A 16374-nucleotide genomic window follows, 5' to 3' on the forward strand; every position below is an offset into this window, starting at 1 on the left:
AAATGAAGGAATGGTGTATTCGCTCCTGTGTAAGCATAACCTAAAGAACTTATTTTCTGAGTATAAAGAGAGTTTTGTGGGTAAGAGTTGAGCGCTCTGACTGTTCGATAAAGAACATGAAGGATAAAAGAAATGAATATTATCGCACAGCTTGAAGCTGAACAATGTGCAAAAATTGAAGAAAAACGCCAATTGCCGGCCTTTCAGCCAGGAGATACAGTCCGTGTCATGGTGCGTGTGACTGAAGGGACGCGTACCCGTGTTCAGGCGTATGAAGGTGTGTGTATTGCTCGATCAGGAGGTGGATTAAACGAGACCTTTACGGTGCGCAAGATCTCTTATGGTGAGGGTGTTGAACGTGTCTTCCCAGTTTACTCTCCTTGGATTGAAGGTGTTGAACTTGTACGTCGAGGTAAAGTACGTCGTGCAAAGCTTTATTATCTGCGTGCTTTAAGAGGTAAAGCTGCGCGTATTGCTGAAAAGAGAGATCACCGGAAAAAAGGTGGAAAAACTGTCGAGAATAGAGAAACTACAGCTAAGCATACGGAAGCTGCAGCGCCTGCTGGGGAATAAAGGTTTTCATCAAGTAAAGTTTTCGTAAAAGCGGCTTTATGCCGCTTTTTTCGTTTTTATGATTCGTATTTGCTAGATCAAAAATAGCTTTAAATATGAATAAAAATGGAGTGTTTCTCAAAATCTCTTTTGTTTTGTGGTTGTTAAGCTGTAGCAGAAGTCCAAAACTTTAAAATGCTATGGAAATATTCAAAAATATAAACATATATTTAAAAAAATATATGTTTATATTTAAGAAACAGTGTTACACCTTTGACGTAAGGATAAAATTGTATTAGATTGAAATCGTTTTACAGTTTATTGTACGTGGAACTATCGGTTTTTTTATGCGTGACCTTTAATCCGTTATTTGAGATAACCGACCTGTAATATTGGTATCTTGAAATGCCAAATAAGTGGAAATGAAATGCATTGGGTCATTTTGTGCGGATCTTGTTGCACATAATGCGTTTACGGTAAAAGCCAGGTCAGGATGTTGTATGGAAGAAACAATTAGGATAAAAGAGCGCCCTTGTTCTCCTCACGTGAGTATTTATCGGTGGACTATTACGATGGCGATGTCGATTGCACATCGTATCACTGGTATAGCGCTTTATTTGGGGATGGTCTTTCTTGCTATTTGGTTGATTGCAGTCAGTTGTGGGGCTGAGTCTTTTAAAACAGTTCATCAGATTTATAGTTCTTGGTTTGGCCTTTTTATCTTGTTTCTTTATACCCTTGCTGGGGTTCATCATATTGTTGGCGGTATTCGTCACATGGTTTGGGATATGAAAACTTGTCTTTTAGCGAAAGAAAAAGCAACAATGGTTGCTTGGGCAACAGTGTTTGTTTCTCTTATTGTTACTTTGATAATTTGGATCATTGGGTATAGCATTGTGTAGCTGGGGGTGAAAAGAGACATGAAAAAAGATTTTCGAACGGAACTTGCCAAAGTGCGTGGACGTGGGAGTGCTCACGAAGGAACGGAGCATTTTTGGTTACAACGTTTGACAGGCTTTATAAATTTACCGCTTTTGATATTTTTTATTGCGCTTATTCTTTCTCTTGTTGGAAAGGACTATGGCATTGTGCGGGCTCGACTTTCTCATCCTGTGGTTGCTATTTTAATGGGATTGCTCACTCTTTCGGTTCTTTATCATATGAAGCTTGGAATGCAGGTGGTGATTGAAGATTATGTTCCGCGTGAGAGCTTACGAATATTATTCTTGGTGTTAAATATTTTATTTTGTTTTGTGTTGGGCGGTGTTATCATTTTTGCTCTTTTGAAAATTGCATTAGGGGGATAAGCGATATGGCAAGTACAGGATCATCTCTGGGTGCTAAATCAAGCAATGCCCCTTATAACTATGTTGATCATAAGTTTGATGTTGTGGTTGTTGGGGCCGGCGGGGCTGGTTTGCGCGCGACCCTTGGCATGGCAGAGCAAGGATTAAAAACAGCTTGTATCACCAAAGTTTTTCCAACAAGGTCGCATACGGTTGCAGCGCAAGGGGGCATTGCTGCTTCGCTTTCTAATATGGGGCCTGATAATTGGCAGTGGCATTTGTACGATACCGTAAAAGGATCAGATTGGTTGGGCGATACTGATGCTATGGAGTATTTGGTGCGGAATGCTCCGGCTGCCGTCTATGAGCTGGAACATTATGGAGTGCCTTTTTCGCGTACGGAGGAGGGTAAAATTTATCAACGTCCCTTTGGGGGGCATACCACTCAATTTGGTGAAGGGCCACCCGTCCAACGTACTTGCGCAGCCGCTGATCGCACTGGACATGCTATTTTACATACGCTTTATGGGCAAAGTTTAAAACATAATGCCCAGTTCTTTATTGAATATTTTGCGCTTGATCTCATCATGACGGATGGTGTGTGTACGGGGGTTGTCGCTTGGAACCTTGATGATGGTACAATACACCGTTTTTCTGCCAAAATGGTTGTTCTTGCAACTGGTGGATATGGACGTGCTTATTTTTCTGCTACATCAGCTCATACCTGTACGGGTGATGGCGGTGGAATGATCGCACGCGCTGGATTACCGTTACAAGATATGGAGTTTGTTCAATTTCATCCGACAGGGATTTATGGTTCTGGTTGCCTTATTACAGAAGGGGCACGTGGTGAAGGTGGATATTTAATCAACTCTGAAGGTGAGCGCTTTATGGAGCGCTATGCGCCTTCCTTTAAAGACTTGGCTTCGCGTGATTTGGTTTCACGCTGTATCACTATTGAAATTCGTGAAGGGCGCGGTGTTGGACCCAAAAAAGATCATATCCATTTGGTTCTTAACCATATTGATCCTGCTGTATTGCACGAGCGTTTGCCAGGGATTTCTGAATCAGCCAAGATTTTCGCAGGTGTGGATGTGACAAAAGAACCTATCCCAATTCTGCCAACAGTTCATTATAACATGGGCGGTGTTCCTACGAATTATTATGGAGAAGTGCTCAGTCCGACAGCTGATTCGCCTGATCGTGTTCAACCGGGTTTGATGGCTGTGGGGGAAGCAGGATGTGCCTCTGTTCATGGCGCTAATCGTTTGGGGTCAAATTCATTGATTGATCTTGTCGTATTTGGGCGTGCTGCTGCAATTCGTGCTGGTGAAGTGATTGATCGAGATGCGGAAATTCCACCTCTTAATGAGGAGGCGGTTGACGAAATTATGACGCGTTTTGATCGTTTGCGTTTTGCACAAGGGGCAATACCTACCGCTGTTTTGCGTGAGAAAATGCAACGCACGATGCAAGAAGATGCTGCTGTCTTCCGTACAGAGGAGTCGTTGCAACAAGGATGCAAGCGAATAAGTCAAATTTGGGATGAGCTGTCTGATCTTAAAGTAACAGATCGTTCGTTAATATGGAATTCTGATTTGGTCGAAACATTGGAACTTGAAAATTTAATGGCCAATGCAATAGCGACTGTCTATTCTGCAGAAGCCCGTTTAGAAAGTCGAGGCGCGCATGCCCGTGAAGATTATCCTGAGCGTGATGATAAAAACTGGCGTAAACATACGGTTTCACATTTGTCAAAAGATGGTAAGGTCTCTTTGTCTTATCGACCCGTTCATGTGGATCCATTAACCGCTGAAGCAGATGGTGGTATCGACTTAAAGCGTATTGCACCTAAAAAACGTGTTTACTAAGGGGAGAATGAATTATGGTACAAATTAGGCTTCCCAAAAACTCTCAAGTGAAACCGGGAAAGATTTGGCCTAAACCTGAAGGTGCTACGAAACTAACGGAATTTCATGTTTATCGTTGGTCGCCTGATGATGAAGAAAATCCTCATCTGGATACTTATTATGTTGATCGTTCCGCTTGTGGTCCTATGATTCTTGATGGGCTTTTGTTTATTAAAAATCATATTGATCCAACTTTGACGCTACGCCGGTCGTGTCGTGAAGGTATTTGTGGTTCTTGTGCAATGAATATTGATGGGACAAATACACTTGCTTGTACTAAGGGGATGGATGATGTAATGCATCCGATTAAGGTATATCCTTTACCTTCTATGCCGGTTGTGAAAGATTTGGTTCCTGATTTGAAGCATTTTTATGCCCAACATCGTGTGATTGAACCTTGGTTACAAACTGTTTCGCCTGAGCCTGCAAAAGAATGGTTACAAAGTCATTCTGATCGTCAAAAGATTGATGGTCTTTATGAATGTATTTTGTGTGCATGTTGTCAGACATCATGTCCTAGTTATTGGTGGAATGGTGATCGTTATTTAGGACCAGCTATTTTGCTTCAAGCTTATCGTTGGATTGTTGATTCACGGGATGAAATGTGTGGTGAACGGCTTGATAATTTAGAAGATCCTTTCCGCCTTTATCGGTGTCATACCATTATGAATTGTGCGCAGACTTGTCCAAAGGGGTTAAATCCAGCTAAAGCAATTGCTGAGATTAAAAAACTCATGGTTGAACGTCGCCTTTAAAAGCTTATCAGATCATAAGAAATCCTCAGAGAGAGACAAAATAGAGAGATTTTTTGTCTCTTTAAAAAAGGATACTGTTTCGCGTTTTTACAATTCACATGTAAATGGCGCAATTTATGCCCTGAATTGATAAATTTTCAAAAGTCTTTAGCAATTTAGACAAAAAGGTTTAAACAAGGAATACAAGATAATTCTTTAGGGAAATTATTAGTATAATCGTCACTTTTTTACCTGTCCGATATTGCAACAGCCTTGCATTCAAAACGTTCAAGGATCTCTTCTTTCAATATCCAAATGCCAACTCCACTTACGACATGCAAAAGAATGGTTTTGATTGCTTCAATATAAAAATTTAAAACGAGAAAACCCTACGATATTCATGGCTCTTATTGTATTACAAAAAACTACCAAGCTTTCGTTCTGTTGCTACAAAAGCCCAAAATTCCTCTACTCTTTTGTCTATTAAAAATCGTGATAATTGTTTGAACAGATTATGCGCATAACATGCACGATAATCTTCAGAATGCAAGATGTCATCAACATAATAAAATAAATCATTCTTTGTAATTATAACGCTTTAGCCTTATATGACGACTCTGAGCGGCGCTGTTTTATTATTGCACCCCAAAAAGATGTTATTTTATGACACATGCCTTACGATACAATGGATAATTGGCCTTTTCAGTTCTTTTGCTTCCAATTTTGGAAGACTTTGAATAATTTTCAGAGTTTCTAGACTCACAGTAATAACCCTTTGAAACAATTCTAGGGGATAAGCAGGGTTGCCGATGGTTTCAACAGCATAGTGATTGGCATCATTGATAATGCCACTCGCTTTATCCGTTTTGATAACCTGCCGCTCCATAATCCATTCAAAGGCAGGCTTACCATTTATCATATAATTATAAGCTTCAAGAGGGATATTTTGCATCGTAATATGCGCATTATAAATCACGGTGCTTTTGTTAATAGCTCTAAGCTTACCAGCAAGTTTCATCACTTTAACAGGATAGAAGCTCTCTTCATAAGAAATCATACAAGTTTTTGGATCACTCTGTTTATAGGTAACGGGATAGGGATCTACGTCTTCATAATTCATATGCAAATCACCAAGCTGTTTACCCACTGTTACAAAAGACCAGAAGTTCTCCAATCTTTTAACTGTTGGAATACGTGGCAATTCTTTAGACAAATTATGTGCATAACATGCACGATAATCTTGTGAATGCAAGCTGCCATAAACATAATAAAACAAATCGTCTTTGGTCATTATTTCACCAAAATAAGCTGCCTTAAAATGCGTTAATTCCTCATTCGTGATGGCATCACGCCGTTGTAAACTAGTATTTTTGTTTTATTCGACAAAGTCTACAAACCAATGGGTTTGCGTATTGTTTTTATCTTTTGAAATAACAACATTTTCATAAACATACCCTGGAAAACATTGACCTTTCTCTATTGCATCGTGATTAGGGAGAATTTTACTTATAAGAACAGAAAAACCATTGTTTGCTCCTATGTCTGTAACTTGTATCATTCTATTTTCAATCGCTTGTCCCATAGGGAATATACGTGGCATTTGATAAACTCTTTCATTGAAAGTGCGCTTATAATAAAGCCATTGCTGTGTAAAAGGACGATAAAGGCTTTGAATTAAGCAATCACTCTCAAATTCGGAAAACCTTTTCTTTTACCAACTCTTGTTTGATAGCAAGGCTCTAACTGATCTTTCTGGAATTTTTATTGACAAAATCGTTCATAACTTTTGCACGCATTTTACGGTCAGCATGTGTAAAAGCAGTGTTAAAACGCTCTACTTTGCTATTATAGAAGTCAATCATATGGCTCATACTTTTCACTAAGTCTTTACGACTTGAATGATAGGCCCAAGCATCACGATTGGTTGAAACACTAAGAAAAAAGTTTCAAAGAGCTTTTTGCCGTGATTCTTCTTATGACCTATAGCTAAAAATGTCTCGAAACTTTTATTACGTTGATTTATCCAATTGCCATGCTCGTCTGGTGTCATTATTTGCCATTCTCTTGTTAAGAGGAAATACCGTCAACATTACAAAAAGACTTAAGAGTGTTAAGCTTTTCTTTTGTTATGAGATTATCACCAATGTTATGGGAGTAAATTTTACAAAATCCAGAAACATTAGGATTTTTTATAAACAGAGTCACGGTAATACCAGCCATACGACCACTCCCAAAAATATTTTGTTCTTTTTGAGCTCTTCCATTGCTGAACATATTTTTGTGAAGATCTCCTCGCAAATTAAGGACATCAATATTTGTAAACTCTTTGGCTAAACATTTTTGTAAACCATCTATTGTTGATTTTTCTACGTAATCAGAACCAGAAACAAAACCAATTATCCCAGCATTATCAATATGATCACTTGTCCAGCGAATAGCACGGATATAACTGTCATAAAGACTTCGTATATTGCTTGCTCGAGATTGAGCAACATAAGTTTCACCGATGTGTTTATCTAATATCGGATAAGGGGCATTTTTTGCATTGTCGTTTTCGCTGTTTTCTTTCAAGATACCTTTTATAAAGTCTTTTTCTCTCAGCATCTGAAACGTATTAGCCAATATGTTTGCAAGGAATGTAATCTCCTTTCATCACGCTATGATAAGTTGATTCAATATGAAGGGCTGCTATGTAATAGGTGAGCAAAACAATCTTATTGGCGTGGATATTATGACGGAAGTTATATTCCATATCCTCTGGTTTTGTCAGTCCAGATTGTAAAAGCCGTGTGATAAACATTCCCGTTCCAGTGAAAGGGTCGAGAATAGAAACGCTCTGTGATCCCAAGCTTTTCCAGATTTATTTCGTAAGACATCATCAATGGAGTGAATGATAAAATTCACAACCTCAGCAGGGGTATAAACAATGCCAAGTTTTTCTATAGTGCGTGGGAAAGCAAGCTGGTACTATCATTATATTTTTCAGTCCCCAATGTTGCCGACAACCCTTGCATTAAGATGGGTCATAAGAGGTATTTTTAGTCCCTTTTTATACAGTTTTTCTCCACACGCCAGCCCCGCTTGTGACGTACAAGCAGATAATTTTTATTAATTCAACAGAAAATAGATTTTGAAATGAGAGAATCCTATGTTTTTCGGGACCCTAATACAATATGAATAACGATAAATTATCATTACAAATCAATATGATGTTTCTTGCAGGTGAACGTTACTTCATGGTCGGTTGTATATTCAGTGGTATGAAGGAGAGTTCATGAATCATATATAAAAAAACCACTCTTTGTTTACATAATAATTTTATCATTCAATGCAGTGTTTTAAATAATGAAATTGATCCAGAGCACCGTGTCAAAATCTAAAAAGCCCAGTAACAAGCTATAATAGAAGGGCATAGGTTTATTAAAGCGGATGCCCACGGAGCAGACGTGGGGCATTGGGAGTAAGTCCTGAAGCTACTTGAATGAAATACTTTTTCATCTTTGGTGACTGATTGACAATTCCAAGACCGGCACCGCGAAGAATTCGCAAGAAAAAACGATCATTTGAAAAGAGTTTGTTGAGCCAATCATTGCTTAAAGCCATGCGCATAATTTCAAAACGTCTCCAGCTTTGATAGCGCTCTAAAGATGTAAGAGAGCCAATATCAAGCCCTAGTCGCGCGGTTTCAATAATAACTTCAGCCAGAGCAGCGCTGTCACGTAATCCCAAATTGAGCCCTTGTCCGGCGATAGGATGTATAGTATGGGCTGCATCGCCAATAAGAGCAAAACGAGATCTAATGCATTGGCGTGTTAAAGAAAGATTTAAAGGAAAAGCTTGACGTTCACCATTCCAAGAAAGTTCTCCAAGCCGGTGACCAACACGTTTTTCAAGTTCTGTTTCAAAAATGAGAGCATCAGATTTGAGATAATATTGTGCTGTTTTATGGGATTCATTCCATACAATGGCAGAGCGGTTACCTTTGAGAGGGAGAATTGCAAAAGGTCCAGCAGGTAAAAAATGTTGAATGGCTCGACCGTGATGAGGTTTTTCATGTTCAATTGTGCAGATAATTGCTGTTTGTTTATAGGGTTGTAAAAAATTTCTAAGTCCTGCTTTTGTGCGTAATTTTGAACGCGCTCCATCCGCGGCAATCAGCAATTTTGTTTGCCAAGTTTCATCATTACTTAAAGTGACGGTTGTATGTTGCTCTTCTTGGCGAAAATCAACGACACGCATATTTGTAATGACAGTTATATCTAGATCTTTTGCACGCTTTTTTAAAACGCTGATAAGCTCTCTATGCTCCACCATAGCAGCAAAGGGTTCGTTGGGGGTAACATCTCCCTCAAAGGTTAAAAGAGTTGGTTTGACAGGATCATTTGCGTATGCATCTGTGATGGTCATTGTGTGAATGGGTTGAGCATGAGAGACTATAGGATCCCAACATTGCAACTGTTTGAACATACGGATAGCGGCAGCAGAAAGGGCAAGAGCACGTATATTATAAGCAGGAGTATCATGTTGAGGAGAAGCGTCAACAATATTAACTTTTAACTCAGGAGCGGCCTGTTTGAGCGCTATTGCCAATGTGAGACCGACAACGGCTCCCCCTGCAATAAGAAGGTCACATTGTTTTATATTTTTGTGAGAATTCGTACTTTTGTTAACTTTTATAGCTTCATCGAGATGAGGATGCACAATGCTTGGCTCCATTTTTGGTATTTTGTTTGCTCTTAAATAGGGTATCTTTCCTTAACATAACTTTTTATAAAATATTTCAATTTCTTCCTTTCGTTAAAAGAGGAGACCTTCTTTTTATACCCGACTCATAAAGATTGCTCTCTCTTGGTTTGTTTTGCGACATGTTTTTTACTTCTCATTTCATTGAGAAAATCGTAAAGTGAAGACTCTCCTAGACTTTATAATTTGTTTACGTAAAAGGAAATGAAAATCGGATGAATATAACATGATATTTATTGGAATATGAGACCTTCATATCCTTAGAAGTTTTTGACCACACGATAAAGAAGCAAATGGGTTATAATAATAATGGTTAAAGCTGTATTAATGTTTTGCGGTCATAATTTTATGACGCATGAGTATGAAAGTTTTCGATTTGGAATTGATGGATGCACCAAACTTCTTCTCCTTATGATTCATTAGAAACACCACAATCTTACAGTTCTCGGCTCATTGAAATGTTTTTACGCCAAATTGGTGTTTTCATTGGGCTTGGGCTTTTGGGTTTCATTGTTTTTTGTGCTTTTGCTTTAGCGACTTGGAATGTTAATGATCCGTCCCTGACCCATGCAAGTACAAATGAAGTTACAAACTTGATGGGGTGGCCCGGTGCCATTTTTTCAGATTTCGTTATGCAGTTTTTTGGATTATCAAGTCTTGGTATTTTATTGCCGCCATTATTTTGGTCGTTTCTTTTATTGGCACAAAAGGATATCCATAATTTGGTTTTTCGGCTTTTTTTATGGATGTTGTCTGTCATTTGTTTTTTAATTTCTTTTGCCCTTATGACACCGATTGTCTCTTTTACATATTGGCCATTGCCAACAGGTTTGGGTGGTGTTTTAGGAGATAAAGCCTTAAATGTTTTTTATTCGGCTTTTCCAGTTTTTCTTTCTCCCTTTCAGAGTGTGCTCTGGGGTTTTTTCATTATCGTTTTGGGTTTTTTTATTGCTGCTTTTTCTGGCAATGTCGTATGGCGACGCCGGGCAAACACAAAAAAAGTAAAAAATCTTCAAAAAAACAAAAGCGTCACACCAGCTTTCGATACTTTAGAAGATACAGAACATACGGTAGAGGAAGAACAACATAGTTTTTTTGCGACAACTTTAGGAGCAATTTTACATCTTTTTTATTTTTTACAAGCGTATTTTTTTCGTTTTTTCTCCTTCAAACGTCATTCCAAAAAACAAGGAAAAACATTTGAACGGATTGAACCAACCTTTTTTGATGAAAAAACACAATATCAGGATAAGCCCTTTCCTTCTTCTGTGAGAAACCATGCCTTTAAATCTCTAAAGGCTTTTTCAAACGGTCGTTTTGTTCTTCCTTTGTTGGATTATCTTTGTGTTTCCCCACCTGCAGCAAAAGATGCAAAACTTTCTCCTGCTGCTTTAAAAGCAAACGCTCAGGAACTTGAGGGCGTTTTGTTAGATTTTGGCGTTAAGGGAAGAATTATTGATGCGCGTCCTGGTCCGGTGGTTACTTTGTATGAGTTTGAACCAGCCGCTGGTATTAAATCTTCTCGTATTATAAGTTTGTCAGACGATATTGCACGTTCCATGCGCGCCATTTCTGCCCGTGTTGCCGTTGTACCAGGACGCAATGTCATTGGAATAGAGTTGCCCAATGCAAAACGTGAGATGGTTTATTTACGGGAAATTTTGCAAGCGCGAGAATTTATTGAGAGCAAAGCAAAATTAGGACTTGCTCTGGGAAAAACAATTGGTGGTGAAGCAGTTATCACTGATTTAGCAAAAATGCCGCATCTTTTGGTGGCAGGAACAACAGGATCAGGAAAATCTGTTGCTATTAATACCATGATTTTATCGCTTCTTTATCGTATGACACCTGAACAATGTCGTCTCATTATGGTTGATCCCAAAATGCTTGAACTTTCAGTTTATGATGGCATTCCCCATTTGTTAACACCCGTGGTAACTGACCCTAAAAAAGCAGTCATTGCACTGAAATGGGCCGTTCGTGAAATGGAAGAGCGATACAGCAAAATGTCAAAGCTTGGTGTACGCAATATTGATGGGTTTAATGCGCGCCTCAAAGAGGCAGAAAGTAAAGGGGAAACAATAGAGCGCACAATTCAACTCGGATTTGATCAGGAGACAGGTGAGCCTCTTTATGAAACAGAGACACTTGATTTTACTCCCATGCCTTATATTGTTGTCATTATTGATGAAATGGCCGATTTAATGATGGTTGCCGGAAAAGATATTGAAGGAGCCGTTCAACGCCTAGCACAAATGGCGCGTGCTGCTGGTATTCATGTCATTATGGCAACTCAGCGCCCATCGGTTGATGTCATCACTGGAACGATTAAAGCAAATTTCCCCACACGAATTTCTTTTTCAGTGAGTTCAAAAATCGATAGTAGAACAATTCTCGGTGAACAGGGAGCTGAACAATTATTGGGACAAGGAGATATGTTATTTATGATGGGGGGAGGACGCATCCAGCGTGTTCATGGACCATTTGTGGCGGATGATGAGGTCGAGCAAGTTGTGGGGCATCTCAAAGCACAAGCAATGCCTGATTATTTAGAGACGATTACGCAGGAAGTTGAAGACAATGATACGGAGGTTTCTTCGGCTTCTCCTTCAGCAGATGATCCCTATAGTCAAGCGGTTGCGGTTGTTCTTCGTGATCGTAAGGCTTCAACTTCCTATATCCAACGTCGTTTGGGTATTGGATACAATCGTGCCGCTTCATTGATTGAGCGCATGGAAGAAGAAGGTATTATTAGTGCTGCAAACCATGCGGGCAAACGGGAAATTTTGGTGCCTTCTGAAGAAGAGCGTTTTTAAAATAAAAGCTTTTGATAATCTTTTCAAACAATATCTTTATCTTTTAAAAGTGGGTATTTATTGAGCGTTTGCTACTTAAAGTATGAGATAAAGAAATATCATTTGGGAGCATTTATGATGGAAACGCCTTTTTTACTGAAAAAAAGAAGAGTCTTTGGGTGTGTTGGAATTATTATCTTTTTTTTCTTAACATTTTCTGCTTTTGCGCAATCCTCTCATAAAGTCGTCAAGGCACAAAAGGTTGCTAATCACTTTGCAGCAATTAAAACGATGACGGGTGACTTTATTCAGTTTAGCCCACAAGGAAAAATGTCTCAGGGAATATTTTATTTAGAGCGACCAGGAAAAATTCGCTTTATGTATAAAAAAATACCTTTACAGATTATTGCAGATGGACAATTTATAGGCATTAATAATCGGGCCTTGAATACTTGGAGTTTCTCAAAGCTTTCTCAAACACCAATGAAGTTTTTGTTAGACAATAAAATTAATGTGTCATCTGGGCGTTTAGTGGCGTTTCGTGAAGATCCAGGGGCAGTAACTATCATTCTACGGGATAATAGCATGGGGGCAGGACAAATAAGGATGGTTTTTGATTCTAAAAACTACACTTTACGGCAATGGACAATTGTGGATCAACAAAAATTGGAAACCACTGTTCAAGTGATGAATGTACGCACAGGAGTTCGATTTGCTGATGGTATGTTCACTCTTCCTTCGAAGAAATAGGGTGGTGTTATATCATTGGGGTTGAAACAGATGTTTTTTCGTATTGCAACTTGGAATATTAACTCTATCCGTTTGCGTCTTTCACAGATTTTACAGTATTTGGATCTATTTTCAATCGATATTTTGTGTCTACAAGAAACAAAATGTTTAGATGATTTATTTCCTTTTGAGTCTTTTAAAGCCGCTGGATATCCGTATTTCGCTGTGCGTGGACAAAAATCTTACAACGGTGTGGCAATCATTTCACGCTTGCCTTTTAAATGTGTTGAAGAGCGGCTTTTTTGTCAAAAACAAGATTGTCGTTACATTTCAGTTGTTGTGGAAGCCTATGGCAGAGATATACGGATTCATAACTTTTATGTTCCCGCTGGGGGGGATGTACCAGATGTCAATCTCAATGAAAAATTCCGTCATAAACTTGATTTCTTAGAAGAAATGTCTTCCATTCACACTGATCAGGAAAATGGTTGTTCTTCTCTTTTGCTAGGAGACTTAAATATTGCTCCTTTGCCAGAAGATGTTTGGTCTCATAAGCAATTGTTAAAGATTGTAAGCCATACCCCCGTGGAAACTGAGCGTTTACAAGCCTTATGTTATGAGGGAGGATGGGTCGATCTGATGCGTCACCATATTCCTGTTCCCACTAAACTCTATACATGGTGGAGTTATCGTGCACGCGATTGGGCACTTTCTGATCGTGGTCGGCGACTCGACCATATCTGGTCTTCTCCAGACCTTGTACCTTTTGTTGCGGATCTTTCAATTTTTCGTGATGCGCGTGGGTGGAACCAGCCTTCAGATCATATTCCTGTGCAAACTGTGTTTGATTTTTCACGTTAAATTTGAAATAAAATGTAAATAAAGTATTAATACTAATCGTGATTCTGAAAATACGGGAGACTGAATGTATATCAGAAATCTTAGAGGGGTTGTTTCTAACGGTTTCCTTTATAGTATTGTTTTGTTCTTTTCGATATTATCAGGATGTATGGTTGGCCCGAATTATAAGAAAACGTTTTTTCGTGTTCCAGTTGTTTGGGGAGAGCAGTCTGCAAAAACTTCTGAACGTCCCGTTGTGTTGGCTGGATGGTGGCGAGGTTTTAATGATCCTGTTTTGAATAGGTTAATGGATGATGCTATTGCTGAAAATGATACTGTTGCTGTCGCGAAAGCGCGAATTCGTGAGGCACGCGCTGGTTTAGGGCAAGCTGTGGGCTCTCTTTTACCAACTGTATCGGGTTCAGTTGCAGGAACGCGTAATGATTCTAGGCAATCGGACGCGTTTTTCACTCAATATCGTAATGGCTTTGATGCCAGCTGGGAATTTGATTTTTTCGGCGGACGTAAACGAGGCGTTGAAGCGGCGCACTATGGTCTTGAAGCCGCTATAGAAGATATGCGGGCGACCATGGTGACACTGCTGGGGGATGTGGCAACAAATTATATTCAAGTCCGTGGTTGGCAACAAAAGCTGTCGATTGTGCAAAAAATTGCTGTCTCACAGCGTCAAACATATGAATTGATGCGTACAAAATTAAGAGCTGGTGATGTTTCAGAGCTTGATGTTTCAAATGCGCAAGCACAAGTGGCAAATACAGAAGCAGATATATCACAGATGGAAGCAAACTTGGCAATAAGTATTCATCGTCTTTCCATCTTAACGGGTCGTGTTCCAACAGCTTTGAAAACCCTTTTACAAAAGAATACAGAGCAAGTAAAAATTCCGCAACCACAATGGCCAATAGCAGCGGGCATTCCAGCTGATATTTTGTTAACACGTCCAGATTTACGTCGGGCTGAGCGTCAATATGCACAAGCGACAGCTCGGGTTGGTCAACGTGAAGCAGATCGCTACCCATCACTTACTTTAACAGGGAATATTACAACAGCAGCGATGACGACTGATCAATTGTGGAAAAAGGCGACCATTGGTTGGTCTTTTGGACCTAATCTTTATTTGCCCATTTTTAATGGAGGGCAGATTGAAGCTTCTATTGCTGTCGCACGCGCGCAGCGTGATCAAGCTTTTATTACTTATCGGGCAGCTGTGTTGGGTGCTTTAGAAGATGTAGAAAATGCACTTGTCAGATTGACAAAAGAACATCAGCGTTTAGAAAAACTCACCACTGCGAATAAAGCTTCTTTGCATTCTTTAAAACTTTCACGGAGCCTTTTTGAAAATGGAAATACCAGCTTTCTTGAGTTGTTAAATGCGAATCGTTCTTATTATTCTACACAAATGTCCCTTAAAGATAGCCGTATTGCTTTGGTTACTCAGTATATTACACTGATGAAAGCCTTGGGGGGTGGTTGGGATGGGGTTGTTGATGTATCACGTCCGGAAGTTGTCGATAGTACATCCCGTTCGCGTACAAAGGTAAAGTAAAGAAATGATCAAAAATTTCGTTAGAAATCATAAAAAGCTTTCGTTATTTTTAACAGTTTTAATCCTTATCATTTTTCTATCATGGGTACGTGCCACTTTTTGGGGAACGTCATCACCGACTTATATGACCGAGGTCGTCAAACGTGGTGATGTAGAAGAAAGTGTTTTAGCTTCTGGTATTGTACGTCCTTATCGATTGGTTGCTGTTGGAGCACGGGCAACAGGGCGTGTCGTCTCTATGCATGTATTTCCTGGAAGTGTTGTCAAAGAAGGAGATCTCTTGGCAGAAATCGATCCTACAGATCAAGAAAATGATTTGAAAAGAAAAAAAGCAGCATTATCGCACTATTATGCAAACTTAGTAGAACAAGAAGCCTATCTCTCTCTGGCGCAGAAAAATTTGGAACGCCAGAAAGAAATGATCAAGCTACGGGCAACGTCACGAGCAAATCTAGATGATGCCACAACACAAGTGAAAATACGTGAAGCTCAAATCGCGCAATTGCGTCAGCAAATTATTCAAGCAGAAATTGATGTGAACAGTGCAGAAGTCAATCTAGGCTATACACGAATCACGGCCCCTTCCTCTGGAACAGTTTTAGCGACCATTGTAGAAGAAGGGCAAAATGTTAATGCTGTTCAATCGGCGCCAACAATTGTTATTTTAGGTGATTTATCAAAAATGACCGTTAAAGCCCAAATTTCAGAAGCCGATATTCTTAAAGTGAAGGCAGGACAGCCGCTTTATTTCACAGTATTGGGCAATTCTCAGCGTCGTTATGAAGGTGTTTTAGAAAGGGTAGAGCCTGCGCCTGAATCCGTTCGTGCGGATGAGAGTATTAATCCTGGCTCATTTGGAAATTCTAGTTCTTTGGTGACATCAGCGATTTATTATAATGGGATTATTCATGTTGATAATAAAGACAATTTTCTGCGGACTTATATGACAGTTCAAATTCATATTGTCTTGGGGCGCGCTCAAAATGTTTTGTTGGTTCCAACTGTTGCTTTGCGTGATGAGACAAAAGAACGTAAAGCATGGGTTTCTGTTTTGGAGGGGGGAAACAAAGTGGTTGCTAAACAAGTAACAATTGGATTGAATAATAAAGTGATGGCAGAGGTTGTTTCCGGACTAAAAGAAGGTGATGTGGTGATCACCGGATCAAGCGATGGAGTGATGCCAGAGTCTTCTCCAAATCACGAAGATGAGATTTAAAT

At 39.4% G+C, this 16374-nt stretch carries 11 protein-coding genes and 2 pseudogenes; 10 read left to right on the top strand and 3 right to left on the bottom strand.

Annotated features, from left to right (window positions below; translation table 11 throughout):
- Positions 1-132: 132 nt before the first annotated feature.
- The 5 genes from rplS to ABID23_RS01130 all read left to right on the top strand — a co-directional run bounded on the left by rplS (position 133) and on the right by ABID23_RS01130 (position 4503).
- Positions 133-573 carry a 50S ribosomal protein L19 gene (gene rplS, locus ABID23_RS01110; RefSeq protein WP_354188466.1) on the top strand — a complete coding sequence of 147 codons (441 nt, stop codon included), beginning with the start codon at positions 133-135 and terminating at the stop codon, positions 571-573.
- A gap of 479 nt (positions 574-1052) precedes the next feature.
- Positions 1053-1454 (top strand): succinate dehydrogenase, cytochrome b556 subunit, encoded by a 402-nt coding sequence (gene sdhC / locus ABID23_RS01115; RefSeq protein WP_354188468.1) that lies wholly within the window; start codon positions 1053-1055, stop codon positions 1452-1454.
- An 18-nt stretch (positions 1455-1472) separates the two neighbouring features.
- Positions 1473-1859, top strand: coding sequence for a succinate dehydrogenase, hydrophobic membrane anchor protein (gene sdhD / locus ABID23_RS01120; RefSeq protein WP_354188470.1), 387 nt, complete (start codon positions 1473-1475; stop codon positions 1857-1859).
- A 5-nt stretch (positions 1860-1864) separates the two neighbouring features.
- Positions 1865-3709, top strand: a complete 1845-nt coding sequence (gene sdhA / locus ABID23_RS01125; protein WP_354188472.1) for a succinate dehydrogenase flavoprotein subunit — start codon at positions 1865-1867, stop codon at positions 3707-3709.
- A 14-nt stretch (positions 3710-3723) separates the two neighbouring features.
- Positions 3724-4503: a succinate dehydrogenase iron-sulfur subunit gene (locus ABID23_RS01130; protein WP_354188474.1), complete on the top strand. Its 780-nt coding sequence runs from the start codon at positions 3724-3726 to the stop codon at positions 4501-4503.
- Positions 4504-4909: 406 nt separating this feature from the next.
- Here ABID23_RS01130 and ABID23_RS01135 read toward each other — a convergent pair.
- From ABID23_RS01135 to ABID23_RS01145, 3 genes and pseudogenes are all read right to left on the bottom strand, one after another.
- Positions 4910-5080: pseudogene (locus ABID23_RS01135) on the bottom strand (type ISP restriction/modification enzyme); the annotation flags it as partial.
- A 63-nt stretch (positions 5081-5143) separates the two neighbouring features.
- Positions 5144-7440: pseudogene (locus ABID23_RS01140) on the bottom strand (type ISP restriction/modification enzyme); the annotation flags it as partial.
- Positions 7441-7902: 462 nt separating this feature from the next.
- Positions 7903-9198 carry a ubiquinone biosynthesis hydroxylase gene (locus tag ABID23_RS01145; RefSeq protein ID WP_435521236.1) on the bottom strand — a complete coding sequence of 432 codons (1296 nt, stop codon included), beginning with the start codon at positions 9196-9198 and terminating at the stop codon, positions 7903-7905.
- 416 nt (positions 9199-9614) lie between these two features.
- On the opposite strand from ABID23_RS01145, the gene ABID23_RS01150 reads away from it, so the two are divergent.
- From ABID23_RS01150 to ABID23_RS01170, 5 genes are all read left to right on the top strand, one after another.
- Positions 9615-12041: an FtsK/SpoIIIE family DNA translocase gene (locus tag ABID23_RS01150; protein ID WP_354188476.1), complete on the top strand. Its 2427-nt coding sequence runs from the start codon at positions 9615-9617 to the stop codon at positions 12039-12041.
- Between the two features lie 117 nt (positions 12042-12158).
- Entirely contained in the window at positions 12159-12770 is a 612-nt protein-coding gene (locus ABID23_RS01155) for a LolA family protein (RefSeq protein WP_354188699.1), read from the top strand.
- Between the two features lie 30 nt (positions 12771-12800).
- A complete protein-coding gene (locus tag ABID23_RS01160; RefSeq protein WP_354188478.1) occupies positions 12801-13610 on the top strand; it encodes an exodeoxyribonuclease III in 810 nt (269 codons plus the stop codon).
- Between the two features lie 64 nt (positions 13611-13674).
- Positions 13675-15156 (top strand): efflux transporter outer membrane subunit, encoded by a 1482-nt coding sequence (locus ABID23_RS01165; protein ID WP_354188480.1) that lies wholly within the window; start codon positions 13675-13677, stop codon positions 15154-15156.
- Between the two features lie 4 nt (positions 15157-15160).
- Positions 15161-16372, top strand: coding sequence for an efflux RND transporter periplasmic adaptor subunit (locus ABID23_RS01170; RefSeq protein ID WP_354188482.1), 1212 nt, complete (start codon positions 15161-15163; stop codon positions 16370-16372).
- Positions 16373-16374 lie beyond the last annotated feature (2 nt).

Origin of the sequence: Bartonella silvatica, from assembly GCF_040545155.1 — a bacterium.
Classification (GTDB): Bacteria; Pseudomonadota; Alphaproteobacteria; order Rhizobiales; family Rhizobiaceae; genus Bartonella; species Bartonella silvatica.

Excerpts from the sequence above, each read along its gene's own strand:
- ABID23_RS01160 (WP_354188478.1), top strand. The coding sequence starts at position 12,801 with ATGTTTTTTCGTATTGCAACTTGGAATATTAACTCTATCCGTTTGCGT.
- ABID23_RS01145 (WP_435521236.1), bottom strand. The coding sequence starts at position 9,198 with ATGGAGCCAAGCATTGTGCATCCTCATCTCGATGAAGCTATAAAAGTT.
- rplS (WP_354188466.1), top strand. The coding sequence starts at position 133 with ATGAATATTATCGCACAGCTTGAAGCTGAACAATGTGCAAAAATTGAA.
- sdhA (WP_354188472.1), top strand. The coding sequence starts at position 1,865 with ATGGCAAGTACAGGATCATCTCTGGGTGCTAAATCAAGCAATGCCCCT.
- ABID23_RS01170 (WP_354188482.1), top strand. The coding sequence starts at position 15,161 with ATGATCAAAAATTTCGTTAGAAATCATAAAAAGCTTTCGTTATTTTTA.
- ABID23_RS01165 (WP_354188480.1), top strand. The coding sequence starts at position 13,675 with ATGTATATCAGAAATCTTAGAGGGGTTGTTTCTAACGGTTTCCTTTAT.
- ABID23_RS01130 (WP_354188474.1), top strand. The coding sequence starts at position 3,724 with ATGGTACAAATTAGGCTTCCCAAAAACTCTCAAGTGAAACCGGGAAAG.
- sdhD (WP_354188470.1), top strand. The coding sequence starts at position 1,473 with ATGAAAAAAGATTTTCGAACGGAACTTGCCAAAGTGCGTGGACGTGGG.
- ABID23_RS01155 (WP_354188699.1), top strand. The coding sequence starts at position 12,159 with ATGGAAACGCCTTTTTTACTGAAAAAAAGAAGAGTCTTTGGGTGTGTT.
- sdhC (WP_354188468.1), top strand. The coding sequence starts at position 1,053 with ATGGAAGAAACAATTAGGATAAAAGAGCGCCCTTGTTCTCCTCACGTG.
- ABID23_RS01150 (WP_354188476.1), top strand. The coding sequence starts at position 9,615 with ATGCACCAAACTTCTTCTCCTTATGATTCATTAGAAACACCACAATCT.